At 71.3% G+C, this 25,610-nt stretch carries 22 protein-coding genes and 2 pseudogenes; 14 read left to right on the forward strand and 10 right to left on the reverse strand.

Annotated elements, in window-relative coordinates:
• The 4 genes from ACILR4_RS25080 to ACILR4_RS25095 form a co-directional block, all read left to right on the forward strand.
• Positions 1–340: FGGY-family carbohydrate kinase (locus ACILR4_RS25080; protein ID WP_395703630.1), on the forward strand; the 340-nt coding region annotated here is incomplete at its 5' end.
• 28 nt (positions 341–368) lie between these two features.
• Positions 369–860: a TIGR02281 family clan AA aspartic protease gene (locus ACILR4_RS25085; RefSeq protein WP_395703631.1), complete on the forward strand. Its 492-nt coding sequence runs from the start codon at positions 369–371 to the stop codon at positions 858–860.
• A gap of 158 nt (positions 861–1,018) precedes the next feature.
• A complete protein-coding gene (locus tag ACILR4_RS25090; protein ID WP_395703632.1) occupies positions 1,019–1,429 on the forward strand; it encodes a hypothetical protein in 411 nt (136 codons plus the stop codon).
• A 28-nt stretch (positions 1,430–1,457) separates the two neighbouring features.
• Positions 1,458–3,467, forward strand: coding sequence for a prolyl oligopeptidase family serine peptidase (locus tag ACILR4_RS25095; RefSeq protein ID WP_395703633.1), 2,010 nt, complete (start codon positions 1,458–1,460; stop codon positions 3,465–3,467).
• Positions 3,468–3,495: 28 nt separating this feature from the next.
• On the opposite strand, the gene ACILR4_RS25100 is transcribed toward ACILR4_RS25095, so the two are convergent.
• Entirely contained in the window at positions 3,496–3,978 is a 483-nt protein-coding gene (locus tag ACILR4_RS25100) for an Lrp/AsnC family transcriptional regulator (RefSeq protein ID WP_395703634.1), read from the reverse strand.
• A gap of 126 nt (positions 3,979–4,104) precedes the next feature.
• Here ACILR4_RS25100 and ACILR4_RS25105 point away from each other — a divergent pair, with 126 nt between their 5' ends.
• Complete coding sequence (locus tag ACILR4_RS25105) at positions 4,105–4,431, forward strand: 4a-hydroxytetrahydrobiopterin dehydratase (RefSeq protein ID WP_395703635.1); 327 nt, start codon at positions 4,105–4,107, stop codon at positions 4,429–4,431.
• Between the two features lies 1 nt (position 4,432).
• Positions 4,433–5,350, forward strand: a complete 918-nt coding sequence (phhA, locus tag ACILR4_RS25110) for a phenylalanine 4-monooxygenase (RefSeq protein WP_395703636.1) — start codon at positions 4,433–4,435, stop codon at positions 5,348–5,350.
• On the opposite strand, the pseudogene ACILR4_RS25115 reads toward phhA, so the two are convergent.
• A pseudogene (locus ACILR4_RS25115) lies at positions 5,347–6,276 on the reverse strand (methyl-accepting chemotaxis protein); the annotation flags it as partial. The gene phhA and the pseudogene ACILR4_RS25115 overlap by 4 nt on opposite strands.
• Between ACILR4_RS25115 and ACILR4_RS25120 the strand changes: the two are divergent.
• Positions 6,254–6,733 (forward strand): hypothetical protein, encoded by a 480-nt coding sequence (locus ACILR4_RS25120; RefSeq protein WP_395703637.1) that lies wholly within the window; start codon positions 6,254–6,256, stop codon positions 6,731–6,733. The pseudogene ACILR4_RS25115 and the gene ACILR4_RS25120 overlap by 23 nt on opposite strands.
• A gap of 126 nt (positions 6,734–6,859) precedes the next feature.
• Here ACILR4_RS25120 and alaC read toward each other — a convergent pair whose 3' ends face one another.
• The gene (alaC, locus tag ACILR4_RS25125) at positions 6,860–8,065 is read right to left on the reverse strand and encodes an alanine transaminase (protein ID WP_395703638.1); all 1,206 of its coding nucleotides are present in this window, start codon (positions 8,063–8,065) and stop codon (positions 6,860–6,862) included.
• A 134-nt stretch (positions 8,066–8,199) separates the two neighbouring features.
• On the opposite strand from alaC, the gene ACILR4_RS25130 reads away from it, so the two are divergent.
• From ACILR4_RS25130 to ACILR4_RS25145, 4 genes are all read left to right on the forward strand, one after another.
• Complete coding sequence (locus ACILR4_RS25130) at positions 8,200–10,578, forward strand: penicillin-binding protein 1A (protein WP_395703639.1); 2,379 nt, start codon at positions 8,200–8,202, stop codon at positions 10,576–10,578.
• A gap of 4 nt (positions 10,579–10,582) precedes the next feature.
• Entirely contained in the window at positions 10,583–12,376 is a 1,794-nt protein-coding gene (locus ACILR4_RS25135; RefSeq protein WP_395703640.1) for a diguanylate cyclase domain-containing protein, read from the forward strand.
• An 87-nt stretch (positions 12,377–12,463) separates the two neighbouring features.
• A complete protein-coding gene (gene queA / locus ACILR4_RS25140; protein ID WP_395703641.1) occupies positions 12,464–13,513 on the forward strand; it encodes a tRNA preQ1(34) S-adenosylmethionine ribosyltransferase-isomerase QueA in 1,050 nt (349 codons plus the stop codon).
• A 103-nt stretch (positions 13,514–13,616) separates the two neighbouring features.
• Positions 13,617–14,054: a hypothetical protein gene (locus ACILR4_RS25145; RefSeq protein ID WP_395703642.1), complete on the forward strand. Its 438-nt coding sequence runs from the start codon at positions 13,617–13,619 to the stop codon at positions 14,052–14,054.
• On the opposite strand, the gene ACILR4_RS25150 is transcribed toward ACILR4_RS25145, so the two are convergent.
• On the reverse strand, positions 14,014–15,024 hold the full coding sequence (locus tag ACILR4_RS25150) for an RDD family protein (RefSeq protein ID WP_395703643.1): 1,011 nt from the start codon (positions 15,022–15,024) through the stop codon (positions 14,014–14,016). The two genes, ACILR4_RS25145 and ACILR4_RS25150, sit on opposite strands and share 41 nt — an antisense overlap.
• Positions 15,025–15,089: 65 nt before the next feature.
• The gene (locus tag ACILR4_RS25155) at positions 15,090–17,636 is read right to left on the reverse strand and encodes a hypothetical protein (protein ID WP_395703644.1); all 2,547 of its coding nucleotides are present in this window, start codon (positions 17,634–17,636) and stop codon (positions 15,090–15,092) included.
• 133 nt (positions 17,637–17,769) lie between these two features.
• On the opposite strand from ACILR4_RS25155, the pseudogene tgt reads away from it, so the two are divergent.
• The 3 genes and pseudogenes from tgt to ACILR4_RS25170 all read left to right on the forward strand — a co-directional run.
• Positions 17,770–18,756, forward strand: a pseudogene (gene tgt, locus ACILR4_RS25160) (tRNA guanosine(34) transglycosylase Tgt); the annotation flags it as partial.
• Between the two features lie 103 nt (positions 18,757–18,859).
• Positions 18,860–21,037: an SNF2-related protein gene (locus tag ACILR4_RS25165; RefSeq protein WP_395703645.1), complete on the forward strand. Its 2,178-nt coding sequence runs from the start codon at positions 18,860–18,862 to the stop codon at positions 21,035–21,037.
• Between the two features lie 96 nt (positions 21,038–21,133).
• Positions 21,134–21,649 (forward strand): hypothetical protein, encoded by a 516-nt coding sequence (locus ACILR4_RS25170; protein WP_395703646.1) that lies wholly within the window; start codon positions 21,134–21,136, stop codon positions 21,647–21,649.
• 10 nt (positions 21,650–21,659) lie between these two features.
• Here the strand turns inward: ACILR4_RS25170 and ACILR4_RS25175 are convergent, their stop codons facing one another.
• From ACILR4_RS25175 to ACILR4_RS25195, 5 genes are all read right to left on the reverse strand, one after another.
• Positions 21,660–22,334, reverse strand: coding sequence for a CAAX prenyl protease-related protein (locus tag ACILR4_RS25175; RefSeq protein WP_395703647.1), 675 nt, complete (start codon positions 22,332–22,334; stop codon positions 21,660–21,662).
• Positions 22,331–23,791, reverse strand: coding sequence for a radical SAM protein (locus tag ACILR4_RS25180; RefSeq protein ID WP_395703648.1), 1,461 nt, complete (start codon positions 23,789–23,791; stop codon positions 22,331–22,333). Before ACILR4_RS25180 ends, ACILR4_RS25175 begins: the two co-directional genes overlap by 4 nt.
• A 10-nt stretch (positions 23,792–23,801) precedes the next feature.
• Positions 23,802–24,578, reverse strand: a complete 777-nt coding sequence (locus ACILR4_RS25185; protein WP_395703649.1) for a prolipoprotein diacylglyceryl transferase — start codon at positions 24,576–24,578, stop codon at positions 23,802–23,804.
• Positions 24,575–24,838, reverse strand: coding sequence for a hypothetical protein (locus ACILR4_RS25190; protein ID WP_395703650.1), 264 nt, complete (start codon positions 24,836–24,838; stop codon positions 24,575–24,577). Before ACILR4_RS25190 ends, ACILR4_RS25185 begins: the two co-directional genes overlap by 4 nt.
• Positions 24,835–25,610: 1-acyl-sn-glycerol-3-phosphate acyltransferase (locus tag ACILR4_RS25195; RefSeq protein WP_395703651.1), on the reverse strand; the 776-nt coding region annotated here is incomplete at its 5' end. The genes ACILR4_RS25195 and ACILR4_RS25190, both read right to left, overlap by 4 nt.

Genomic DNA, 25,610 nt, shown 5'->3' on the forward strand with positions numbered 1-25,610 from the left:
TGCCGCGCTGCTGCAGGCGATGAGCCGCGACGCGCAGGCCGCGGGCGGCCAGGCCGTGGCCGAATTGCGGGTGGACGGCGGCGCCTGCGTCAACAACCTGCTGATGCAGTTCCAGGCCGACCTGCTGGGCATTCCGGTGGTGCGGCCGCAGGTGGTGGAGACCACCGCCCTCGGGGCCGCTTACCTGGCGGGTTTGGCCACCGGCGTGTACGCCAATCTCGACGAACTGAGCAGCCTGTGGCAGGTGGAACGCCGCTTCCACCCGACCATGCCGCGCGATCGTGCGCTGGAACTGATGGCGAACTGGGAACGCGCAGTGCGGCAGGCCAGCGCCACCTGAGCGCGCGCTTTGTGGCATGGTGGCGGCCATGCCCGCCGAACTGCCGCACACGCTCAAGCTCACCACGGTCTGGCTGCTGCTGGGCACGATCGTCTTCCTCGGCTTCCAGTGGTGGCTGCGCAATGAGCAGCGCAGCCGCTTCGAAGTGCACGGCGATGTGGTGCAGCTGCAGCGCGGCCGCGACGGTCACTACCACTGGCCCGGTCAGGTCAACGGCCGACCGGTGGTGTTCCTGGTCGACACCGGCGCCACCGCTTCCGCCTTGCCGGCCGGGCTGGCCGAGGAACTCGCGCTCGGCTCCGAAGGCACGGTCCGCACCAACACCGCAGGGGGCACCGCGCAGGGGCAGCGCGTCGTCGCCGACCTCACCCTGGAGGGCGGCGTCAAGATCGAACGCATGCGCCTGCTGGCGCTGCCGGGCCTGGACGACCAGCCCCTGCTGGGCATGGACGTGCTGGGCAAGCTGCGCTGGCAGCACCTGGACGGCGTGTTGCGCATCGACCTGCGGCCGGCGCACTGAGGGCGGTTCCGTCCGCATTCGGATGGATGACCAAGGTCACCGGCGGCGATGCGTCGCCCCGTGCCTCCGGCCTCGTAAGTGCCGGCGTGGGCAGGACAACACAGCCGCCGGTGGTCGGTGGCAGGTCCGGCCCCACGCCTGAAACCCGAGGAACCATCATGCCTTCGATTGCCAATGTCAGCCTGAAGATCGACCGTGCCACCCAGGGCAACCGCCACAAGGTGACGGTGAGCTACCAGCTGCGCTTCACCCCGCGCGAGGAATTGGCCGGCACCGTGTTCGAGGAACGCGTGCAACTGCGCGGCGACGACCCGGTGTTCGACGAGGACCGCGGCGCGCCGCTGCTGACCAGCTTCGTCAAGGCCACGCCGGCCAACGTGAACCGCACGATCTCGAAGATGGTCTCGTCCAGCGTGCTCGACGAGGACGGCGACACCATCATCTTCGGCGTGCCGATCCTGGCGCTGCGCGACGAGCTGTATGCCCGCGTGACGCTGCGGCCCTTCCAGCCGGGCAGCGCCAGCTCGGACTCCAACGTCGTCAAGGGCCAGTTCGGTCCCGCGGCATGAGGGGCCGAGGGGCCTCCACAATCCGCGCATGCCCGCCGCCCGCCGCCCTGCCCCCATCACCATCGAGGACCTCTGGCGCATCGAGCGCATCGGCAACCTCGCGCTGGCCCCCGACGGCCGGCGCGCGGTGTGCGCGGTGACGCAGTTCTCGATGGCCCGCAATGACAGCAGCACGCAGCTGTGGCTGCTGTCCACCGACGGGCAGCGGCCGCCGCGGCGGCTGACCACGGCCGGCCAGCGCGCCACGCAGGCCGCCTGGTCACCGCGCGGCGACCGCATCGCCTTCCTCGCCAGGCGCGAGCAGCAGGGCGCGAAGGACGAGCTGGCGCAGCTCTACCTGATCTCGCCCGACGGCGGCGAGGCCGCGCGCGTGGCCGAGGTGCTGCCGGGCATCGAGGCCTTCCGCTGGCTGCCCGATGGCACGGGCATCGTCTATGCGGCCTGGGTCTGGCCGGACCTGAAGACGCCGAAGGCGCAGGCCAGGCGCTGGCGCGAAGACGCTGCGCGCAAGGACAGCGCCTACGTCACCCGCGAGGCGCAGTACCGCCACTTCGACCACGCGCATCCGGCGGGCCGCGTGGTGCAGCTGATGCGGCTGGACCTTGCCAGCGGCCGCATCACGCCGATGTTCGCCGGCACCGGGCTGGAACTGCCGCGCGACGAACAGTCGCCCGAGCCTTTCGACATCAGCCCGGACGGCCGCTGTCTCGCGTTCACGCTCGACCCGGCGGCCGAGAAGGTGGCCGGCAACCGGCGCGCGGTGGTCGAGCTGGACATGAAGACCGGCGCACAGCGCCGGCTGGCCGACGACCCGGCATGGGACTTCGACTACCCACGCTACAGCCCCGATGGCCGGCAGCTGGCCGCGCTGGCCGCTCATGTCGGACGCCATCACACGATGATGATGAAGCCGGCGCTGCTGCCGCGCGACGGCAGCGCCTGGCGGCCGCTGGGTGAGGCCTGGGACCATGAGGTCAACCAGCCGCTGCGCTGGTCGGCCGACGGCCGGGCGCTGTACCTGACGGCCGAAGCGCGCGGCCGCACGCCGCTGTGGCGGCTGGACCTGGCGCGCGAGGCCTTCACGGTCATCGAGCCCGGCGGCACGGTGCAGGGCTTCGATGTCGCCGGTCGCGGCGAGCAGGAAGTCGTGCTCACCGCGATGGATGCGGCCGACCATCCGGTGCGGGTGTTCGCGCGGCGCGCCGGCGCGGCGCCGCAGCGCATCGAGCGCTTCAACGATGCGCTGCTGGCGCGGCTGCAGCTGGGGCCAACGCGCGAAGTGAGCGTCACCGGCGCACGGGACGAGCCGGTCCAGCTGTGGCTGACCTTCCCGCCCGGCTTCGATGCAAAGCGCAGGCATCCGGTGATGCACGTGATCCACGGCGGGCCGTATGCCGCCGCCGGCGACACCTTCGGCTACCGCTGGAACACCCACCTGCTGGCCGCGCGCGGCCATGTGGTGGCGCAGGTCAACTACCACGGCTCCAGCGGCTTCGGCTGGGCCTTCAAGCACAGCATCATGGGTCGCATGGGCGAGCTCGAGCTGCAAGACCTCGAGGCCGGCACCGACTGGCTGCTGCGCCAGCGCTGGGCCGACAAGCGCCGCGTCTACGGCACCGGCGCCAGCTATGGCGGCTTCCTGGTGGCATGGATGAACGGCCATGTGCCGGCCGGCCGCTACCGGGCCTACATCTGCCATGCCGGCGTGTTCGACCGCGTCGCCACCTTCGCGGCGGACTCGTGGTCGCAGCGCCCGCTGGACCTGGCGGCCTGGTACTACGCCGACCTGGCCAAGGTGCTGGCGCAGAGCCCGCACGCCAGCGCCGGCCGCATGCAGACGCCCACGCTGGTGATCCACGGCGCGCAGGACTACCGCGTGCCCGACTGCAACGGCCTGGCCTACTACAACACGCTGAAGGCGCGCGGCGTCGACGCGCGGCTGCTGTGGTTCCCGAACGAGAACCACTGGGTGCTGAAGCCCAGGAACTCGCAGCAGTGGTTCGAGGAATTCTTCGCCTGGCTGGCACGCCACGGCTGACGCGCCACGCCGGGCCGGAGGCGGGGCCTTACAGCGGCAGCGCCATCGTCGCCTTCACCTGGTTCAGCACGAAGCTGGTCTTGCAGTCCTGCACGCTGGGGTGCCTGAGCAACTGCTCCATCACGAAGCGCGAGTAGTGCTCCATGTCGGTCACCACCACGCGCAGCAGATAGTCCATGTCACCGGCCAGCGAGACGCATTCCACCACCTCGGGCCAGTTCTGCAGTGCGGCGCCGAACACCTCCATCGGGCTGCGCTTGCTGCCGGGCGCCTGCTTGGCCATGCGCACGCTGATGTAGGCGGTGAGCCGCAGGCCCACCTGCGCGGCCTGCACCAGCGCCACGTAGCCGGCGATCACGCCGCTCTCCTCCAGCCGCTTCACGCGCCGCAGCGTGGCCGAAGGCGACAGGCCGACCTGCTCGGCCAGCTCGTCGTAGGTGGCCCGGCCATTGGCCTGGAGCGCGCGAAGAATGCGACGATCCAGTGCGTCGAGCTTGGTGGCATCTTGCATGGGCCGCATTTTGCAGCTTTCCTGCGCAAATCCACGCTGGTGGTCCGCAACTCGCAGGAATGCTGCGCAGGTCACGCCCTACAGTGGCACCATCGCCTTCTGGCCTGACTTGCAGGAGATGCTCCGGTGACGACGACCCTTCTCGACGCTGCGGCGCTGGCCGCGCTGCCGCACACCCTGCCCGGCTGGCAGCACCGCGCCGAACGTGGCGGCACGCTGAGCCGCACGTTCGTGTTCCAGGACTTCTCGCAGGCCTTCGGCTTCATGACCCGCGTGGCGCTGGTGGCCGAGCAGCTGAACCACCACCCCGAGTGGCACAACGTCTACAACCGCGTGGCCATCACGCTGACGACGCACGACCTGGGCGGCCTGTCCACGCTGGACCTGCGCCTGGCCGAGGCCGCCGACCGGCTGGCCGCGCCGTTCGCACCGCAGCCCGCGAAGGGGGTGTGAGATGCAGTTCACCGCCCCGAGCAGCGCGGCCGCCGCGCCGGCCTCTGACAAGCACGGCCTGGCCGCGGGCGTCCAGCCCGAGCGCGCCGACTGGACCATCGACCAGGGCTGGGAGCGCTACACGGCCGAGGAGCACGGCGTCTGGAAGACGCTGTTCGAGCGCCAAAGCAAGCTGCTGCCCGGCCGCGCCTGCGGCGAATTCATCCGCGGCATGCAGGCGCTGCCCATCGGCCCCGACCGCATTCCCGATTTCCGCCGCATGTCCGAGGTGCTGATGCAGCGCACCGGCTGGCAGGTGGTGGCGGTGCCGGGCCTGGTGCCCGACGAGGTGTTCTTCGAGCACCTGGCGAACCGGCGCTTCCCCTCGGGCCAGTTCATCCGCAAGCCCCACGAGCTGGACTACCTGGAAGAGCCCGATGTCTTCCACGACGTGTTCGGCCACGTGCCGATGCTGATGAACCCGGTGATCGCCGACTACATCCAGGCCTATGGCGTGGGCGGCCTGCGCGCGCAGCGCCTGGGCCGGCTGCACAACCTGTCGCGGCTGTACTGGTACACGGTGGAATTCGGCCTGCTGCGCGAGCGCGGCGACCTGCGCATCTACGGCGCCGGCATCGTCTCGTCGAAATCTGAAACCGTGTTCTCGCTGGACAGCGCGTCGCCGAACCGCATCCGCTTCGATCTCGAACGCGTGATGCGCACGCGCTACCGCATCGACGACTTCCAGGAAAGCTACTTCGTCATCGACGACCTCGATGAGTTGCTGGAGCTGGCACGCATCGACTTCGCCGAGCTGTATGCGCGGCTGGACAGCGGGCCGGAATACGCGCCGGGCGACGTGCTGGCCAGCGACGGCGTGGTCAGCCGCGGCGACGGCAGCTACCACCGCGCGCGGCGGGCGGCGGCCCCTGCGGGCTAGGCTCGGGCCGGAGGCGCCGGCGCCTCGTCGGCGTCGAGCTTGAACTCGCCGACCACCGTCTGCAGCTGGGCGGCCTGGCCGGCCAGCGACGAGGCGGCGGCGGCGGCCTGGCGCACCCGTTCGGCATCCTGCTGTGTCACGCGGTCCATCTGCACCACCGCCTGGTTCACATGCTCGATGTTGCCGCTCTGCTCGTTCAGCGCGGTGGAAATCTCGGCCAGCAGGCCGGACACCTGGCGCACCGATTGCACGATGCCCTGCATCGTGCCGCCGGCTTCGCGCACCAGTTCGGCGCCGCTGTCCACATGCTCGACCGAGTCGCTGATCAGCGTCTTGATCTCCTTGGCCGCCGACGCACTGCGCTGCGCCAGGGCGCGCACCTCGGACGCCACCACCGCGAAGCCGCGGCCCTGCTCGCCGGCCCGCGCGGCTTCCACCGCAGCATTGAGCGCCAGGATGTTGGTCTGGAACGCGATGCCTTCCACCACCTCGATGATCTCGACGATCTTCTTCGAGCCGGCGCTGATCGAGGCCATCTGCTCGACCGCGCGGTTCACCACCTCGCCGGCGCTGCCGGCCACGCTGGAGGCCTCGGCCGCGATCCCGGTGGCCGAGCGCGCGCGCTCGGCGGTGTGTTTCACCGAGGCGGTCAGCTGCTCCATGCTGGACGCGGTGCGCTCCAGCGATTCAGCCTGCTCGCCGGTGCGCCGTGCCAGCTCGGCGTTGCCGCCGTCGATCTGCTGCGACGCGACCGCGATCGCATCGGTGGAATCCTTGATGCGCGTAACCAGGTCGGTCAGCATGTCTTCCATGTTGCCCATCACGCCCAGCAGGTGACCGAAGTCGCCGCCGCGCTCGGTGCTGAACTCCTGGCTCAGGTCGCCCGAAGCCACGGTTTCGGCGATGACGATCGCCTCGGCCAGCGGCCAGGTCGGTCAGCATGTCTTCCATGTTGCCCATCACGCCCAGCAGGTGACCGAAGTCGCCGCCGCGCTCGGTGCTGAACTCCTGGCTCAGGTCGCCCGAAGCCACGGTTTCGGCGATGACGATCGCCTCGGCCAGCGGCTGCGCGATGCTGCTGACCAGCAGCCGCAGCACCACGGCACCGGCCGCCAGGCCGCCCAATCCCAGTCCCAGCAGCCAGTAGCTGACACTGCCCGCCAGGTGCTCGGCCTGCTCGGCATGCGCCTGGCCGCGCGCCAGCGCCGCCAGCTCGTTGACGCCGGCGATGCCGATGCCGATCAGCGTCGCCATCAGCAGCGCACCGCCGCCAAAGGCCAGCGCCAGACGCGTGCCGGTCTTCATGTTCGATACAGCCATGGGGGATCACCTGCAGGAGCGACGCCGGGTGCCCCGATGGCACCGGCCCACAGTCCGCAGTAGGCCATGGGCGCCCCGGCGCCCACGCCCGGAAAAGGGCCGGATTGGTTGGCCACCTCCGGCGAAGGGCAGGCGAGCCGCGACGGCAGCAGGTTCAGCCTCCGAGGCCGAACCTGCGCATCATCCCGGTCAGCCCACCAGCCCGTCCTGCTTGAACATCGCCTTGATGCCGCGCACCGCCTGGCGGATGCGCGACTCGTTCTCGATCAGCGCGAAGCGCACATGCTCGTCGCCATGGTCGCCGAAGCCGATGCCGGGCGAGACGCTGACCTTCGCCTGGGCCAGCAGCTGCTTGGCGAACTCCAGCGAGCCCAGCGCGCGGTAGGGCTCCGGGATGCGCGCCCAGATGTACATCGAGGCCTTCGGGCACTCCACCGGCCAGCCCGCTTCACGCAGGCCCTTCACCAGCACGTCGCGGCGTTTCTGGTAGCTGGCCGCGATGTCCTTCACGCACTGCTGGTCGCCTTCCAGCGCGGCAATGGCGGCCACCTGCACCGGCGTGAAGCTGCCGTAGTCGTGATAACTCTTGATGCGAGCGAGTGCGGCCACCAGGTCGGCATTGCCGACCATGAAGCCGATGCGCCAGCCGGCCATGTTGTAGCTCTTGCTGAGCGTGAAGAACTCGACCGCGATGTCCTTCGCGCCCTTGACCTGCATGATGGACGGCGCCTTCCAGCCGTCGAACACGATGTCGGCATAGGCCAGGTCGTGCACCACCAGGATCTCGTGCTTCTTCGCCAGCGCGATCACGCGCTCGAAGAAGTCCAGCTCCACGCACTGCGCGGTGGGGTTGGACGGGAAGCCCAGCACCATCATCTTCGGCTTCGGGTAGCTGCCGCGGATGGCCTTCTCCAGTTCGCCGAAGAAGTCCACGCCTTCGGCCAAGGGCACCGAACGGATGTCGGCGCCCGCGATCACCGCGCCATAGATGTGGATCGGGTAGCTCGGGTCCGGCACCAGCACGGTGTCGCCCCGGTCCAGCGTGGCGAGCATCAGGTGCGCCAGGCCTTCCTTCGAGCCGATGGTGACGATGGCTTCGCGCTCGGGGTCGATCTCGACCTGGTAGCGATCGGCATACCAGTGCGCGATGGCGCGCCGCAGCCGCGGGATGCCCTTGCTGGCCGAGTAGCCGTGGGTGTCGGGCCGCTGCGCGACCTCGGTCAGCTTGGCGACGATGTGCGCAGGCGTGGCCCCGTCGGGGTTGCCCATGCTCATGTCGATGATGTCTTCGCCGCGGCGGCGGGCGGCGAGCTTGAGCTCGGCCGTGATGTTGAAGACGTAGGGGGGAAGGCGGTCGATGCGCGCAAAGCGGCGCTGGCCGGGAGATGCCGACATGGGAGGAAGCTTTCAACGTAAGCGCCCGGAACCGTCCGAGCGACGTGGGCCGTGCGCGATGCTTCTGCTCACGGTCCGTCACGATGCTAACCGATGGCTGCGCTTCGGCCGATGCCGGGCGGTGCCGATAATCCATGCCCGGCATGCGTCCCGACCCTCAACGCCCCTCGTCCGCCGCGCCGCGCGCCGGCGCCTGGCCCTCGCGCCGCTGGCGGCGCTTCGCGCTCGGGCTGCTGCTGGGCCTGGGGCTGGGCGCCATCGGCGCACTCGTGGTCGCGGTGCTCCAGGTGCGCAGCGAGCTGCCGCCGATGGACAGCCTGGTCGACTACCAGCCGCGCCAGCCGCTGGCCATCCTGACCTCCGACGGCGTGGAGATCGCGCAGTTCGGCGCCGAGCGGCGCCACTACCTGCCCATCGCCGAGATCCCCAAGCTGATGCAGGACGCGTTGCTCGCCGTCGAGGACTCGCGCTTCCGCGAGCACACCGGCATCGACTGGATCGGCGTCGCGCGCGCGGTGGCCAAGTTCGCGACTGGCGGCCGGCTCGAAGGGGCCTCCACCATCACCCAGCAGGTGGCGCGCAACTTCTTCCTCAGCGCGCGGCGCACGCCCGAGCGCAAGTTGAAGGAGGCGATGCTGGCCTGGGAGATCGAGCGCAACCTGTCGAAGGACCAGATCCTGGGTCTGTACATGAACCAGATCTACCTCGGCCAGCGCGCCTATGGCTTCGCCGCCGCGGCGCAGACCTACTTCGGCAAGCCGCTGGCCGCGCTGTCGATTGCCGAGAGCGCGATGCTCGCCGGCCTGCCGCAGAACCCGGCGTATGCGAACCCGATCACCAACTTCGACCGGGCGCGGGCGCGGCAGCTGATCGTGCTGATGCGCATGCGCGACACCGGCGTCATCACCGAGGCGCAATGGGCCCAGGCGCGCGCCGAGCCGCTGAAGATCCGCTCCCCGCTGGCCACCGGCGTGCATGCCGAGCACGTGGCCGAGCTGGCGCGGCGCTGGGTGGTCGAGCGCTATGGCACCGAGGTGTACGCGCAGGGCCTGCAGGTCACCACCTCGCTGCGCGCGGCAGACCAGAACAGCGCCTGGCTGCAGCTGCGCCGCGGCCTGCTGGAGCACGACCGCAAGCAGCCGTACCGCGGTCCGGAAGACCAGGAGGACCTGCCGCCCCCCGGCACGCCGGAGGCGGATGTCGAACGGGCCGCGGCCCTGGCGCTGAAGGACCACCGCGACGACGAGATGCTGCGCGTGGCCATCGTGCTGGCGGCCACCCCGCGCGAGCTGCTGGCACAGCTGGCCACCGGCGAGCAGCTGCGCATCAGCGGCGACGGCCTGCGCTGGGTGCAGCCGGCGCTGGCGCCGAAAGCGCGCCAGGGGCTGGCGATCCAGCGCGGCGCGGTGATCCGCGTGCTGCGGCAGGACAAGCCGGGGCCGAAGGGCGAGGCGCAGTGGGCCGTCACCCAGTGGCCGGAGGCGCAGGGTGCGCTGGTCTCGCTGGACCCGGCGACCGGCCGCGTGCGCGCCTGGGTCGGCGGCTTCGACTTCGCGGAGCAGAACTTCGACCATGTCTGGAAGGCCTGGCGCCAGCCGGGCTCCAGCTTCAAGCCCTTCCTGTATTCGGCCGCGCTGGAGCATGGCGTGATGCCGGACACCGTGATCAACGACGCCGAGCTCGCGCTGCCCGGCGCCGACGGGCCCACCAGCTGGCAGCCGAAGAACTACGACGGCCAGTTCGACGGCCCGTTGAGCCTGCGCGAGGCGCTGGCCCGCTCGAAGAATTCGGTCAGCATCCGCCTGCTGCAGCAGCTGGGCCTGCCCGTGGCCCATGACTGGATCGAGCGCTTCGGCTTCGAGTCCGAGCGCCAGCCCGACAACCTGACGCTCGCTTTGGGTGCTGGCAGCACCACGCCGCTGCAGCTGGCCCAGGCCTATGCGGTATTCGCCAATGGCGGCTGGCGCGTCGACCCGGTGCTGATCGAGCGCATCACCGACGCGCACGGCCAGGTGCTGTACGAGGCGCCGCCGCCGGCGCCGTTGGACGAGGCCGATCGCGCGATCCCGGCGCGCAATGCCTTCATCACCAGCAGCCTGCTCAACGAGGTGGCGCGCAGCGGCACGGCGGCCAAGGCGCAGGCGCAGCTCGGCCGGGCCGACATCTACGGCAAGACCGGCACCACCAATGACGCCGTCGACGCCTGGTTCGCCGGCTTCCAGCCCAGCCTGGTGGCGGTGGTATGGATCGGCTACGACGACCCGCACAGCCTGGGCGACCGCGAGTCCGGCGGTGGCCTGGCGCTGCCGGTGTGGATCGGCTACATGAAGCAGGCGCTGGCTGGCGTGCCGGTGGCGCGCCCGCCGGTGCCGCCCGACGGCGTGCAGCGCGCCGGCGGCGACTGGGTCTACGACGAGTGGGCCGACGGCAGCTACGTGCGGCAGATCGGCATGCACGACAGCGTCGGGCCGGCCGCCTCCGCCCCGGCGCCGGCCGAACCACCGCGGCAATGACGTGATGCCAGCGCGACGCCGCCCGGACGACCAGCGCTACGCGATGTGGCTGTCGCGCCTGACATTGCGGCAGATGCTGACGCTGCCCTACGTCAGCCTGGTGCTGATGTTGGCGGTGACGATCGGCGCGCTGTCGTACTTCGCGGCACGCAGCGCGGTGGACGGGCTCTCCGGCCAGCTGCTGGGCGAGACCGCGCAGCGCATCAGCGACGCGCTGCAGCACCAGGTCGAGGGCGCCGCGGCGGTGCTGGACACCGCGTTCCCGCCCGGCCTGCCGGCGCCGGCCTCGGTGGCCGACGAGCTGCCCGCACTGCGCCTGCGCTTCTGGCAGGCCACCTCGATCCAGCGCGAATCGAACCGCTATGCCTATTACGGCAACCGGCAGGGCCAGTTCTTCGGCCTGTACCGGCATGGCGAGGACAAGGCCGAGCTGCGCCTGCGCTTCGAAGGCAGCGGGCCGCGCCTGATCCGGGCCTTTAACGGCATCGACGGCGCGCTGGGCGAACCGCAGACCGAGAACCGCAGCTTCGAGCCGCGCAGCCGGCCCTGGTTCGCCGTCGGCCTGGCCGCGGCCCAGGCGGTCTGGACGCCGGTGTACATCGACTTCAACAACACCGACCTGGTGGCCACGCTGAGCCGGCCGGTGCGCAACGCGCAGGGCCAGGCGGTGGGCGTGGTGGCCACCGACCTGCCGCTGCGCAGCGTGAACCAGCTGCTGCGCGGCCTGTCGCTGAGCCCGAATGCGCTGGCCTATGTGGTGGAGGCCAACGGGCAGCTGATCGGCCTGTCGCGCGGCGAACCGCTGATGACGGGGGCCGATGGCCAGCCCGCGCGCCTGCACGCCAGCCGCAGCGCCGAGCCGCTGGTGCCGCCGACCTACGCCGCGGTGCAGGCGGCGCTGGCCAGCGGCGCCGCGCGCTCGAACGAGGCCATCGTCGTGCGCGGGCCGGACGCTTCGCGCGCGCAGGTGGCCTGGGCGCGGCTGCGCGACGAGGCCGGGCTGGACTGGATCGTCATCGTCACCGTGCCGCAGGCCGACGTGCTGCAGCACGCGGTGCAGATCTTCCAGAACACCGCGTTCGCGGCGGTGGCCGCCTCGCTGGCCGCGCTGCTGATCGGCCTGGCGATCCTGGCCGCGTTGACACGCGAGCTGCGCCGCCTGGCCGAGGCGGCCGCGCGGGTCGGCGAGGGGCTGCTCGACGCGCCCTTGCAGGTGCAGCGGCGCGACGAGATCGGCGACGTGGCACGCAGCTTCGCGCGCATGCAGCAGCGCCTGCTGACCGACCGGCTCACCGGGCTGTCGAACCGCGAGGCGGCGCTGCGCCGCATCGACGAGCGCATCGCCCAGCACCGCCGGCGCGGTGACCGGCGCCCCTTCGCGGTGATGTTCGTCGACTTCAACCGCTTCAAGCAGATCAACGACAACTACGGCCACGACGTCGGCGACAAGGTGCTGCAGGAACTGGCGCAGCGGCTGCGCACCCGATTGCGCGTGGACGATACCGTTGCACGCTATGCCGGCGACGAGTTCCTGGTGCTGCTGGACGCGGTGGCCGACCGGCGCGATGCGGAGCAGGTGCGCGCCGACCTGGAACGCGCGATGCGCGAACCGCTGGCCGCGCTGGCCGACGTGGCGCCCGGCGAGGCCTCGGCCGGCGCCAGCTTCGGCATCGCGATGTTCCCGGCCGACGGCGCCGACATCGACACGCTGATCAAGGTGGCCGACCAGGACATGTACAGGCGCAAGGCCGGCAACGGCAGTACCGGTGCAGGTCCGCACGGCACGAATGCACAGTAAGCCCCCACCCACATCGGGGATCGTCGGACCGCATGGAACAATCGGCGGTCCGCGACACTCCCTCCAGGCCGGTACAGCCTGCAGACGATGAAGCCCTTGACCTCCTACAGCCTCAGCGACTTCGATTTCCACCTGCCGCCCGAACTGGTGGCCCAGCATCCCGCCGCCGAGCGCAGCGCCTCGCGCCTGCTCGACGGCACCGGCGCGCTGCCGGTCGACCGCATCTTCCGCGAACTGCCGGCGCTGCTGCAACCCGGTGACCTGCTGGTGTTCAACGACACCCAGGTCATCAAGGCCCGCCTGTTCGGCGAAAAGCCCACCGGCGGCGCGGTGGAGGCGCTGGTCGAGCGCATCCTGCCGGGCCACGAGGTGCTGGCGCACCTGCGCGCGAGCAAGTCGCCCAAGCCCGGCGGCACCCTCCTGTTCGCCAACGGCGCCTTCGAGGCCGAGGTGCTGGGCCGCGGCGGCGCCGATGACGCGCTGTTCCACCTGCGCTTCCCGGCCGATCCGCTGGCGCTGCTGCAGGCGCACGGCCATGTGCCGCTGCCGCCCTACATCACCCATGCCGACGCGGCCGCCGACATCGAACGTTATCAGACCGTGTTCGCCGAGCGCCCCGGCGCCGTGGCGGCACCCACCGCCTCGCTGCATTTCGATGCCGGCGTGCTGGCGGCGCTGCGCGCGCGCGGCGTGGGCAGTGCACGCGTCACGCTGCATGTGGGGGCCGGCACGTTCCAGCCGGTGCGCAGCGAGAACCTGGACGAGCACAAGATGCACAGCGAGTGGTTCGAGGTGCGCGAGGACACCGTCGCCGCCATCGCCGCCACCCGCGCCCGCGGCGGCCGCGTCGTCGCTGCCGGCACCACCACCTTGCGCGCGCTGGAATCGGCCGCGCTGGGCGGCACGCTGCAGGCCGGTGCACGCGAGACCACGCTGTTCATCCGGCCCGGCTTCGAGTTCCACGTCGTCGACCGGCTGATCACCAACTTCCACCTGCCGCGCAGCACCCTGCTGATGCTGGTCTCGGCCTTCGCCGGCCACGAGCATGTGCGCGCGCTGTACCGCCACGCCATCGAGGCGCGCTACCGCTTCTTCAGCTACGGCGACGCGATGCTGCTGGCGCGCGCGGCGAACTGACGCGGCCGTCCCGGGGGTGGGTCATTCCCCGGGTTGGCACGATCCCTGCGCTGCGTACACTGCGCTCGCTCCGCGTTCCATCGTCTTCCCGAGAAAGTTCACCATGTTCCTGCAGAAAACGCTCGTCGTCGCCGCGCTGCTGTGCGCCGGCACCTCGGTGGCGCTGGCCGCGCCGGTCAAGTACCTGATCGTCGACCGCTCGTCCGAGGTGGTGATGAACAAGGTTGGCAGCGACGCCGTCTGGGCCGACAAGCTGCCGCAGAAGCTGGCCGCCCGACTGGCCAAGCTCTACCCCACCGGCCGCTTCGGCTTCATCAGCCAGGTCGAGGGCGGCTTCACCGAGAGCAAGCAGTGCGTCGTGACGGCGCGCGTGATGCTGGTGCCCCGCAGCGGCAAGTCGCTGGTGTTCGACGCGAAGAAGGGCGCCACCACCTTCGACGCGCAACCCAACCTGACGCAGCCGCAGTGCCAGGACCTCGCCAAGGCCAAGCTGGGCGAGGCTATCGCGGCAGTGATGTCGTCGCTGGTGGCAGAGAAGTAGTCCCCGCCGGGGCGCCGGGGTCAAGGATCAGGCGCGGCCGGCGCAAGTCGACCACCGCGGTGTGCGCGGTCTTGTCCTGGATCGCCTGCCGGTTCGGGTCCCACAGCACCTGCACGAAGCCCAGGCCGCCGGTGGCCATGCCGGCGGCATAGCCGCCGAAGCGCTTCAGGCAGCGCAACGCCGTCATCGGCTTGCCGGTGAGCTCCACCACCCGCAGCCGCAGCAGCCGCTTGCCCAGCGTCTGCCCGCCCCACCACGCGGGCAGCAGCGAGAAGTACAGCAGCGAGAAGCCGTAGCCCAGCCCCAGCTCGTCGGACCAGCGGCGCAGCCACACCCGCGGGTCGAGCGAACGCCGGGCACGGGCCTCGGCCAGCTGGGTTTCGAGCTGGTGGATGCGCCGGCCCTGGTGGGCCAGCGCCAGCCCCAGCGCGGCGCCGGCGTCCTGCGGCGCCGCCGAAGCGCCAGCACCGGAGAGCGGCGCCGAAGCGCCCGCGGCGGACGCCCCCGCCGAGGCCGCAGCGGCGGCGGCCAGCAGCTGCCGCGTGGCCCGGGCGACGGCGGCGTCCTCGTCGTCATCGTCGGCTTCCTCGGCCGTGTCGGCAGCCGCACCGGAAGCCGGCACCGCGCCGGCGGCCGCCCGTGCCGCGCGCGGCCGCGCGGGCCGGCTGTGCTCGTCCCAGCTCTGCAGCGCGCCGGCGGCCAGCAGCGCCGCCGCCGCACCCCACACCCACCAGCGCCGCCAGGGCCGCCGCCCCGCCTGCTGGCGCCGGGCATGGTCAAGACCCAGCAGCGCCCCGGCGCACAACCACCAGAAGTTCGCCAGCGCGGACACCAGCGCGATCGCGGCCAGGTCGGTCGCCATCGCCAGCGCGCGCCGGCCCGGGCTGGCCAGCGGCAGCCCGAGCACCTCGGGCGCAACGTTGAGGTCCTCGGGCGTCACCCACTGGCGGCGATCGACGGCTTGGTTCATGGGCCCGCATCCTAGGGCAGCACCGCCGCCCCCCCCGGCGACCGGCGTCGCCCCGCGGGCCAGGCTCAACCCTGCGGCGTGAACTCGATGCCGGTCTGGGCCAGGCCTGCCAGGTGGATGTTTTGCGCGTTCAGGTCCAGCTCGCAGGCCAGCATGGCCAGCGAGATGGCGGTGTAGGTGCCGTTGTCGATCAATCCCACCAGTGCGTTCAGATCGCCGGTGCTGGGCGCGCTGCCCACCACGTTGGTGTAGACATAACGCACGAAGTCAGCGTTGCTGGGGCCGCCAGCCAGCTGCTGGAACAGCGGTGTCGCCAGCGCCAGCTGCACCAGTTCGGCATAGCCCATGCCGCCGTCCAGCAGCTGCAGGCCGATGCCGACGAAGTCCTTGTTCTGCAGGTACTGCGGCCCGAACACCGCGCCGATGATCTTGGCGGCGGTGCCGGCGTTGCCATCGAGGTCCAGCGCCACCGAGGTGTTGCCGAAGCCCAGGCGCTCGACGCCGGTCAGCGTGTCGGCGCCGTCGGTGCCGTTGACGTCGTTCACGGTCCAGCCCGTGGCCGTGCGGGCCAGCGCGTAGCCCGCGCGCAGGCCGCCGAACAGCGCGGTGTCGATGCCGCTGCCGCCGTTGATCGCGTCGTTGCCGGCGGCGCCGGTCAGCCGGTCGTTGCCGCCCAGGCCATTGAGTGTGTCGTTGCCGCTGGTGCCCACCAGCGTGTCGTTGCCGTTCGAGCCGTTGATCACCTGGCCGATCGGCGGGGTCGTCGGCGTCTCGATCGTCAGCACCGTGCCCTGCGCCGGCAGGTCGGCGTGGTCGTCCAGCGACAGCGGCGAGGCCTTGACCTGGTAGCTGCCGAGCACCGACGGCCCGAGGTTGATCAGGCCGCCCGGTGCGCTGTCGGTGTAGCCCAGCGCGTTGGTCGCCACCAGCGTGTAGCTGCCGGTGGTGGTGGCCACGAAGGACAGCGCCGCATCGCTGCCGGGCGCCACGCTGTCGGTGCCCAGCAGGCTGCCGTCGGGCCCGAACAGCTGCAAGGTGCCGGCGGTGATCGGGTTGGCGCCGGAGGCCTTCAGCTCGAACAGGTAGCGCAGGCCGGCATTGAGCGTGACGCGGAAGCAGTCCTGGTCGGTGGCCTGGTCGAAGCTGCCGAGTTCGCTGCCGCCGATCTGCAGCGCGGTGCCGCTGGCGGGCAGGTCGGAGTGGTCGTCGCGCGCGATGCCGCGCATCTGCACCGTGTAGTGGCCCAGCACGCCGGTGCCGAAGGCGACGTCGAACAGGTAGTTGGTGGCCAGCAGCGAGTAGCTGCCGCTGACCGGCGCGACGAAGGACAGGCTGTTGTCGCCGCGCGGCCCGAGCCCGACGCTGGTGACCTGCAGCGTGCCGGTGGTGTCGTACAGCTGCAGCGCGCTGGCGGTGACCGTGTCGACGCCGTCGCCCTTGAGGTCGAACACGTAGCGCTCGCCAGCCGTCAGCTCCACGCGGAAGTAGTCCTTGTCGGACGGCAGGTCGAAGCTGCCGTTCAGCACCGCGCCGCCCAGCGGCGTGCCGAGCGACGGCCGGTCCGAGTGGTCGTCGTTGCCCACCGGCGCCACCTTCACGGTGAACGAGCCCACCGAGGCACTGGGCGACAGGCTGTAGCCGACGTTGTTGGCCGCCACCAGGTAGTAGCTGCCGCTGGTCTCGGGCACGAAGGCGAGCTCCGACTCGTGCTGGTTCTGCACCCGCGCGCCGATCAGCAGCGGGTTGCCCAGCGCGTCCAGCACCTGCAGGCCGGAGAGCTCGAGCGAGGTCGAACCGGTGTTGTTCAGTGTCAGCAGGTAGCGCTGCCCGGCCTCGAGCTGCACGCGGAACACGTCCTGGTCGTAGGGCAGGTCGAACACGCCGGAGGCCGTGGTGCCCAGCGCCAGCGGCGTGGCGGTGGCGAGCCGGTCGCCATGGTCGTCGGCGGCGATGGCCGTCACCTTCACCTGGTAGCCGCCGGTGGCCAGGCCTCCGAGCGCGGCCTGCTCGTCGTTGGTGGCCAGCAGGTAGTAGGTGCCACCGTTGCCGGTGACGTAGGACATCACCGCCTTCGGATCGGCCGCGTCGCCATAGTCGGCCGCCACCTCGTTGCCGTTGGCGTCGAAGAGCTTCAGTTGCGTGGCCAGCACCGGCGTCGTGCCGTTGCCCTGCATCTCGAACAGGTAGCGCTGGTTGCCGGCAAGCTCGATGCGGAAGTAGTCCTGGTCATGGTCCAGGTCGAACTGTCCCGTGGCGGTGGCGCCGACGGCCAGCACCTCGGCCTGGCTGGCGCGGTCGGCATGGTCGTCCTGCGGCACGGCCTCGGCCTTCACCGTGTAGCTGCCCTGGCCGTCGCTGTTGCGCAGGTAGTAGGTGCCGCTGGTGGCGGCAGTGAAGACGAAGCGGCTGACACCGTCCGACAACACGCCCGGATCGCTGGCCACCGCGTCGCCCGCCGGGTCGAACAGCGCCAGCGAACCCGGCTGCTGCGTGGCGCTGCCGGTGCGCGTGCTGGTGAACAGGTAGCGCTGGCCGGCCACGAGGTCGATGCGGAAGAAGTCGAGGTCGTTCGGCTGGTCGAAGAATCCGGCGGCGGTGTTGCTGTTGGCCATCTCGTGTCCCTGGTTCGAAGGCAATGCGGAAGAGCCGGGGAGCATAGGCGCGGCGTGTTGCAGCGCGGTTGCCAAACGTTGCAAGCCTTTCAGTCATTCGAATGCCTGGCGCCGGGCTGCGACAATGCTGCCCATGTTGCAGTTCGAGTTGCTGGCCACCGAGGGCCTGGCCCGCCGGGGCCGGCTGCGGCTGAACCATGGCGTGGTCGAGACGCCGATCTTCATGCCCGTGGGCACCTACGGCACCGTGAAGGGCGTGCTGCCGCAGTCGCTGCACGACATGGGGGCGCAGATCATCCTGGGCAACACCTTCCACCTGTGGCTGCGGCCGGGGCTGGAGGTGATCCACACCTTCGGCGGCCTGCATGGCTTCGAGGGCTGGCACAAGCCCATCCTCACCGATTCGGGCGGCTTCCAGGTCTGGTCGCTCGGCGAGATGCGCAAGATCTCGGAGGAAGGCGTGAAGTTCGCGTCGCCGGTGAACGGCGACAAGCTGTTCCTGACGCCCGAAGTGAGCATGCAGGTGCAGACGGCGCTGAACTCCGACATCGTGATGCAGTTCGACGAGTGCACGCCCTACGAGACCAAGGGCCAGCTCACCACCGAACGGCAGGCCCGCGCCTCGATGGAGCTCAGCCTGCGCTGGGCGCGCCGCTGCATCGTGGAGTTCGAGCGGCTGCAGAACCCGAACGCGCTGTTCGGCATCGTGCAGGGCGGCATGTTCGAGTCGCTGCGCGAGGAATCGCTCGCGCGGCTGGTCGAGATGGACCTGCCGGGCTATGCCATCGGCGGCGTCTCGGTCGGCGAGCCGAAGGAGGACATGCTGCGCATCATGGCGCACACGCCGCATCGGCTGCCCGCTCACAAGCCGCGTTATCTGATGGGGGTGGGCACGCCGGAAGACCTGGTCCAGGGCGTGGCCTGCGGCGTCGACATGTTCGACTGCGTGATGCCCACCCGCAACGCGCGCAACGGCCACCTGTTCACCCGCCACGGCGACCTGCGCATCCGCAACGCGCGCTACAAGAACGACCCGAAGCCCATCGACGAGACCTGCGGCTGCCATGCCTGCGCCACCGGCGTCAGCCGCGCCTACCTGCATCACCTGGACCGCTGCGGCACTTTCGAACACCACCCACCGCCCCATGGCGGCCGACCGCGCACGATCTGAAGCCAAGCCGGCAACACCGCGGCCCGCCCCATCGAACACCACCCACCGCCCCATGGCGACCACCGCACGATCCCCCCGCAAGACCAGCCGCCAGGCGGCCGCTGAAGCCAAGCCGGAAACACCCGCCCCGGCCGTCAAGACGCCCGCCGCGGCGAAGAAGGCCGTGGCCAGGAAGGCCGCCCCCGCGCAGCCGGCCCCTGGCGCGAAGCAGACCGCCAGCGCGAAGCAGGCCGCCGCGCCGAAAGCGGCGCCCGCCGCGAAAAAGGCGCTGGCCCGGAAGACGGCCGACAAGGTCACGAAGAAGCCCGCCCCGCAGGCTGCCGCGAAGGCCGCCCAACCGCCGGCCGAGGAGCCGGCCGAGGCCAGCGCTCCGGCAGCCGAGGTACCGAAGACGGTGCCGTCCAAGCGCGCCGCAGCGAAGAAGGCCTCTGCGCCGACGAAGACCCCGGCGGCGAAGAAAGCCCCGGCCGCCAGGAAGGCAGCGGCGAAGCAGGCAGCGGCCCAGCAGGCACCTGCCAAGAAGACCCCTGCCAGGAAGACCGCGAGCCGCGCCAGGCCGGCGCCGGCAGCCGAACCCCTGCTGGACGACCTGCCGGCGACACCGGCCGCGGCCAGCGCACCCGCACCCGCGCCGACGCCGCAGCCGGACCTGCCGCCCCACAGCGCACTGGCGCTGGTGTGCGTCGACCAACGCCACCAGATCGTCTGGCGGCCCGGCCGCCACTGCCCGCCCGCGCTGGCTGCGGCGGCCGCGGCGCGGCTCGATGCGCAGGGCTGCTTCGCACCCGATGACGACGGGCTGCTGCCGCAGCTGCTGGCACTCGCCGCCGCAACCGGCCACCGGCTCGAGGTGCCGGCGGCGGTGTGGCTGCAGTTCGCGGCCAACCGCGATGCCCGCCATCGCCTGCAGGCACTCGAAGCTGCCTACCCGGGCGGCCCCGGCGACGCGGCGCTGCAATCCCTGCTGCGCTGCCGGCTGCCGAGCTTCCAGGCCGAGGGCGCGCTGTTCGCGGTCGTCGCCGGCCGGGCGTTGATCGCCGACGAGCGCGGCCTGGGCAAGCGCGTGCAGGCGATGGCGGCGATCACGCTGTGGCGCCGCCACTTCGGCCTGCGCCGGGTGCTGGTGCTGTGCACCCCGGCGCAGCGCACGGCCTGGCAACGCGCCTGGGCACGCTGGTCGACCGATGCAGCGGCCGCGCCGGCACAGATCGTCGAAGGCCCGCTGCACCAGCGCCAGGCGCTGTGGTCCGGCGAGGCCGAGCTGCGCATCCTGTCGCCCGAGGCGCTGGACAGCGATGCCGCTCACATTGCGCGCTGGCAACCCGAGCTCGTGGTGGTCGACGAACCGCAGCAGCTGCCCGGCTGGCGCCACCTGCAGGCGCCGCAGGCCCTGGTGCTGTGCGGCGCCCCGCTGGCCGAGCCGCCGACGCTGCTGCACGAGATCGTCGACTGGCTGGACCCGCTGCGCCAGGGCGCGCTGCAGGCGGTCGAGCGCATCCAGGCGGCGCGCGCCGGCACCCTGGTGCTGACCGACGAGGTGCTGGAACAGCTCGACGCCGCGCTCTCGCGCGTGATGCTGCAGCGCCTGCGCAGCGAGGTGACCGAGCAGCTGCCGCCGCGCGTGCACACCGAGCGCCTGGTGCCGCTGGCACCGCCGCAGCGGGAGGCGCACGACCAGCTGCGCACGGAGATCGACCGCCTGCTGGCCGGCTGGCAGCGCAGCGGCTACCTGGCCGATGCCGACCAGTGGCGCCTGCGCGACCGGCTCGCCGCACTGACCGACACCTGCCACCGCCACGATGCCTCCGATGCCCGCAGCGCGCTGGCCGAGGCGACGATTGCCGCGCTGCAGGCGCAGCTCGACGACTGGGCCGCGACCGGCACCGAACGCATTGCGCTGGTCTGCCCGCAGGCCGCCGACCGCCCGCTGCTGGCCGAGCGCCTGCGTGGCGCCGAGCGACTGCACTGGCTGGCGCCAGGCGAGGCGCCGCCGCCGGCAATCGAGGTGGTGCTGCAGGTCGGCGTGCCCTGGCAGGCCCCGGATGGCGAGGCCAGCGCGCCGGGCCAGCAATGGGTCTACCTCACGGCCGAGGGCAGCCTGGAGCTGGGGCTGTTCGAGACCCTGGCCGCGCGCCAGCACCTGCCTGCCACCGGCCCGGGGTTCCTGCACGGGCGCACGCTGAACGACTGGCTGCAGGCCTGCGCGCAGGCCTGCGCGGCCGCCGGCTAGGGCCACCCCCCCGGGCGCGCGACGGGCTGGCCGGTCCGACGGACCGTCCGTCGCAAGCGCCTTGACAGCCCGCCCCGCCGCGCCAACATGCGGCCCATGCTGATGTCCTTGCTGCGCGGCCTGGGCCGCCTGGTGCGCGGGGTCTTCACCGGCCTGCTGGCGCTGCTGATCCTGTTCGAGGAATGGGGCTGGGAGCCGCTGCAGCGCGCGATGGCCTGGGTCGGCCAGCTGCCGGTGCTGCGCCACGTCGAGGCGCTGATCCGCCGGCTGCCACCGCGGCTGGCGCTGCTGGTGTTCCTGTTGCCCTCGCTGCTGCTGCTGCCGGTCAAGCTGCTAGCGCTGTGGCTGGTGGCGCATGGCCAGAAGCTGCTGGGGCTGGGCGTGATCGTGCTGGCCAAGGTCGGTGGCACCGCGGTGGTGGCGCGGCTGTTCGCACTGACCAAGCCCGCGCTGATGCGCATGGGCTGGTTCGCCCGGGGTTACGATCGCTGGACGGTGTGGAAGGAAGCGCTGCTGGCGCGCGTGCGCGCCTCGTTCGCGTGGCGCTGGGCGCGCGCGTTCAAGCGCCAGGTCAAGCGCCGCTGGGCGCGCTGGCGCGCGGCCTTCGGCTGAAGGCGGCCGCTCACCAGAAGTCCCAGCGCCCGGTGCCGACGACGTACAGGCCCAGCGCGCCGTTGGTCACCGCATGCGCGATGACCGCCGGCCACAGCTTGCCGCTGAAGCGGTACAGCAGCGCATAGGCCAGGCCCGCGATCGCCGCGCCCAGCCAGAGCGTGTGCACCAGCACGAACAGGAAGGTCGACAGCAGCACGGCCTTGAGGCCCACGCGCCGCGGGTCGACGCCTTCGAACACCGGCCGCTCGATCCAGCGCATCACGAACGAGCGCCAGAACAGCTCTTCCATCACCGGCACCAGCAGGGTCGCGCCGAGCCAGCGCACCGCGATCAGCGGCCACTCGAGCCGGCCCTGCGCATCCACCGGCACGAAGCGCGCGCTGGGCGCGCCGATCTGCATCCACGGCGCGGTCAGCGTGATCCACAGCCCGAAGACTCCGAGGCCGACCACGACGGCCAGCGCCGCTTCGGCCCCGCTCGGCCGGTTCACCGCCGCCAGCTCGCCGTAGTCGCGCCACCAGGCCAGCAGCAGGCCACCGACGACGAGCAGGTTCAGCGCATAGAGCCAGCGCGGGTCGAAGCCCCAGCGCCCGTCCGCCGGGGCGTAGCCGCGCAAGGCCAGGATGGCCATGAAGGCCGCGAACGGGACGATGCGCCGCAGCGCGGCTGGCGAGAGGTTCATGGAGCACGCACCGGAATGACCTGACGCCGCGGCGCATGAAAGCGGTCCAGCTCGGCCCGCAGGCGTGCCAGCAGGGCCGCGCGCTCGTCGCGGTAGAACAGGTTGTGGCTCTCGAACGGGATCAGCGTGCCGTCGGGCCGCGCGAAGTGGATGCAGCTCTTCTTCAGCGCGCGGATGTCCAGCGACAGCGCGTCCATGAACTGCACGATCAGCACGCGGAAGACGTGGCGGTAGTCGAGCCCTTCGGGCGCGGCCACCTGCGGCAGGCAGCACATCAGCGCGCTCAGGCAGCCGGCCTGCGATTCGGGCGAGTGGTTGGTCGAGAACAGCTTGAAGACCTGCTGCTTCAGGCTCTCGTCGCGCTCGAACACGATGGTGTTGCGGCTGCCTTCGACCAGCGTGCGCGGGTCGAGGTAGCGCGTCAGTGGCTGCAGGCCGGACGCTGACTTCAGCGCATAGGCCATCGCCAGGCTGTCCGGGTTGCAGGGCACCGGCACCACGTCCTCGGGCTGGAACAGCCGGGTCTGCTCGACGATGCGGCGGCGCAGCTCGCTCACCGTCAGCCTGTGCCGGCGCGGGTCGTAGCCCTCGACACGGCCGGCGTCCTGCACCGGCTGCAACGTGACCCCGCGCACGCAGGGCTGGGCCGCGGCATGGCGGATCACGTCGCCGATCTCGTGGTCGTTCAGGCCGCGCTTGACGGTCATCACCAGCGTGGTCGAGATGTCCAGCGCGTTCAGCCGCGCCAGTGCCTGTTCGCGGATGCGTCGCAGGTCGGCGCCGCGCAGGTCCATCAGCGGCGCGCGCTCGAGTGAGTCGAACTGCAGGTAGACCTCGAAGCCGCGCGTGCCGGCCGCCTCGGCCAGCCGCTCGGCAAAGCCCGGCTCCTGCGCGATGCGGATGCCGTTGGTGTTGAGCATCAGGTGGCGGATCGGGCGCGCCTTGGCGGCGTCCAGGATGTCGAAGAACCGCGGGTGCAGCGTGGGCTCACCGCCGCTGATCTGCACCACGTCGGCCTGGCCCTCGCTGGCCACCACCGCGTCCAGCACGGCCAGCACCTCGTCGAAGGAGCGGTGCGTCAGCCGCTCGGGGCCCGAGGCGGCATAGCAGGTGGGGCAGCGCAGGTTGCAGTGGTCGGTGATCTCGACGATGGACAGGCAGCTGTGCTGCATGTGGTCCGGGCACAGGCCGCAGTCGTAGGGGCAGCCGTGGCGCATCGCGGTGCCGAAGCGCTGCGGCATCTCGGGCGGCTTGACGAAGACCTCGCGGCACAGCCGGTAGTAGCCCACGTCGTCACTCATCAGCACGCGCTCGGTGCCGTGCACGGGGCACCACTTGTCCATGTAGACCCGCTCGTCCTTGAAGACGATCTTGGCCTCCACCTGGCGCAGGCAGGTGGTGCACACGCTCTGCGTGGTGTCGTAGAAGAGGTAGGGGCGGGTCTTGCGGTCGGTCATGGCAGGCTGCTCAGGCCGTTGCGGCCGCCGCGATCGGCAAGCGCCGCGCCGCGCGCCAGACCAGGGGCAGGTACAAGGCGAGGGCGACGATGCACACCCACTGGATGCCGGAGAGTCCCAGCGCATAAGGCTGGCGTACCGGCTTGAGCCCGTCGCCAAACAGTCGCCACAGCAGGTAGGCCGAGAGAAAGCACTTGAACTGCAGGCCCGGCACCGCGGCCAGCCGCCCACGCTGGCGCCACAGCCACGCACCGAACGCCAGCAGGAAGGCGATCTCGTACAGCGGCGACGGGTGGCGCGGCACGCCGCCGCCCAGGTCCACGCCCCAGGGCAGCGTGGTGGGCAGGCCGTAGGTGTCGTCGTGCAGGCCGGCCAGGAAGCAGCCGATGCGGCCGATGCAGATGCCGACGACCAACGGGGCCACCAGCGCATCGCCGGTGCTGCGTGTCTGGGCGGTCAGCCACTTGGCCAGCTCCACGCCGACCAGGCCACCCAGCAGGCCGCCGACGATGCTCTGGCCCGGCATCAGCCACTCGCCTTGCCACAGGCGGGCCAGCACATCCGGCCGCTCGACGAGGAACACCGCCTTGTTGCCGAGCGCGGCGCCCAGCAGCAGGCCGACGACGACGGCGAAGTGGCCGCGCGCCAGCAGGCCGCTGGGCGCCGCCTGGTTGCGGGCGGCGCCCGCCCGCAGCGCGCGGCGGTAGAGCCAGGCGCCGACCGCGATGCCGCCGTACTCGGCCACGGCATGCACCGTGGCCGCCGTGGCGGCGCTGAGGGCGATCACGGCTTGCGCCGCAGGAAGCGCAGGAACTGCCGCGCGCACAGCCAGCACAGCACGCCGCCGATCAGCAGCGACGGCACCGACATCACCCACGCGCCGCCGATGTACTCGCCGCCACCCAGGCTGGCGATCGTGAACACGCCGCCGCACAAGGTGACCAGGCCAAAGCCCGCCACCGCGAACACCAGCAGCAGCAGGATCAGGAAGCGCGCAAAGCCCGAGGGGGCGGTGTCGACGGGCAGGTGTGGGTTCTCGTTGTTCATGCAACCATCTCCTGGCGGTTTTGCAGCACCGGCTCGCCGTGCTCGCGCAGCAGGCCGGTCACCTGGTCGCGCAAGCGATCAGGCGTCACCTGCTCCGGCGGCAAGGCCGGCGCGGCCACCACGCTGACGCGACTGAACAGCCCGCGGCGGAAGGGCTTGACCATCGCGCGGCCACCTTCGGCGCGCGAGAAGAACGAGCCCCACAGGTTGACCAGGGCCACCGGCACCACGGGCACGGGGCGGGTCTCGACGATCTTCACGACGCCACCCTTGAAGGGCTGCAATTGCCCGTCCACCGTGATGCCGCCTTCGGGAAAGATGCCCAGCAGGTCGCCCTCGGCCAGCACCGCGTCGGCCGCGGCGAAGGCGGCGTCGTAGGCGGCCGGGTCTTCGCCGCGCGGCGCGATCGGGATGGCCTTGGCCAGCTTGAACAACCAGCCCAGCACGGGGGTGCGGAAGATGCGGTGGTCCATCACGAAGCGGATCGGGCGCGGGCTGGCAGCCATCAGCAGCACGGGGTCGACGAAGCTGACGTGGTTGCACACCAGCACCGCCGGCCCGGTGGCCGGGATGTGCTCGTCGCCCACCAGGCGCAGCCGGTAGACGAAGCGCGACAGCACCCAGGCCAGGAAGTGCAGCAGGTACTCGGGCACCAGCAGGAAGATGTAGGCGCCGACGACCAGGTTGGCCAGCGCCACCAGGCCGAACACCTCGGGGATGCTGACGCCGTTGGACAGCAGCGCACCGACGATCAGGCTGCTGGCGATCATGA

Source organism: Aquabacterium sp., from assembly GCF_044226965.1.
In the GTDB taxonomy this organism is placed as follows: domain Bacteria; phylum Pseudomonadota; class Gammaproteobacteria; order Burkholderiales; family Burkholderiaceae_C; genus Pseudaquabacterium.

Coding starts and splice junctions, on each gene's coding strand:
- ACILR4_RS25190 (WP_395703650.1), bottom strand. CDS start 24,838: ATGAACAACGAGAACCCACACCTGCCCGTCGACACCGCCCCCTCGGGC.
- alaC (WP_395703638.1), bottom strand. CDS start 8,065: ATGTCGGCATCTCCCGGCCAGCGCCGCTTTGCGCGCATCGACCGCCTT.
- ACILR4_RS25135 (WP_395703640.1), top strand. CDS start 10,583: ATGCCAGCGCGACGCCGCCCGGACGACCAGCGCTACGCGATGTGGCTG.
- ACILR4_RS25095 (WP_395703633.1), top strand. CDS start 1,458: ATGCCCGCCGCCCGCCGCCCTGCCCCCATCACCATCGAGGACCTCTGG.
- phhA (WP_395703636.1), top strand. CDS start 4,433: ATGCAGTTCACCGCCCCGAGCAGCGCGGCCGCCGCGCCGGCCTCTGAC.
- ACILR4_RS25120 (WP_395703637.1), top strand. CDS start 6,254: ATGACGATCGCCTCGGCCAGCGGCCAGGTCGGTCAGCATGTCTTCCAT.
- ACILR4_RS25180 (WP_395703648.1), bottom strand. CDS start 23,791: ATGACCGACCGCAAGACCCGCCCCTACCTCTTCTACGACACCACGCAG.
- ACILR4_RS25100 (WP_395703634.1), bottom strand. CDS start 3,978: ATGCAAGATGCCACCAAGCTCGACGCACTGGATCGTCGCATTCTTCGC.
- ACILR4_RS25085 (WP_395703631.1), top strand. CDS start 369: ATGCCCGCCGAACTGCCGCACACGCTCAAGCTCACCACGGTCTGGCTG.
- queA (WP_395703641.1), top strand. CDS start 12,464: ATGAAGCCCTTGACCTCCTACAGCCTCAGCGACTTCGATTTCCACCTG.
- ACILR4_RS25145 (WP_395703642.1), top strand. CDS start 13,617: ATGTTCCTGCAGAAAACGCTCGTCGTCGCCGCGCTGCTGTGCGCCGGC.
- ACILR4_RS25090 (WP_395703632.1), top strand. CDS start 1,019: ATGCCTTCGATTGCCAATGTCAGCCTGAAGATCGACCGTGCCACCCAG.
- ACILR4_RS25150 (WP_395703643.1), bottom strand. CDS start 15,024: ATGAACCAAGCCGTCGATCGCCGCCAGTGGGTGACGCCCGAGGACCTC.
- ACILR4_RS25170 (WP_395703646.1), top strand. CDS start 21,134: ATGCTGATGTCCTTGCTGCGCGGCCTGGGCCGCCTGGTGCGCGGGGTC.
- ACILR4_RS25130 (WP_395703639.1), top strand. CDS start 8,200: ATGCCCGGCATGCGTCCCGACCCTCAACGCCCCTCGTCCGCCGCGCCG.
- ACILR4_RS25165 (WP_395703645.1), top strand. CDS start 18,860: ATGGCGACCACCGCACGATCCCCCCGCAAGACCAGCCGCCAGGCGGCC.
- ACILR4_RS25175 (WP_395703647.1), bottom strand. CDS start 22,334: ATGAACCTCTCGCCAGCCGCGCTGCGGCGCATCGTCCCGTTCGCGGCC.
- ACILR4_RS25155 (WP_395703644.1), bottom strand. CDS start 17,636: ATGGCCAACAGCAACACCGCCGCCGGATTCTTCGACCAGCCGAACGAC.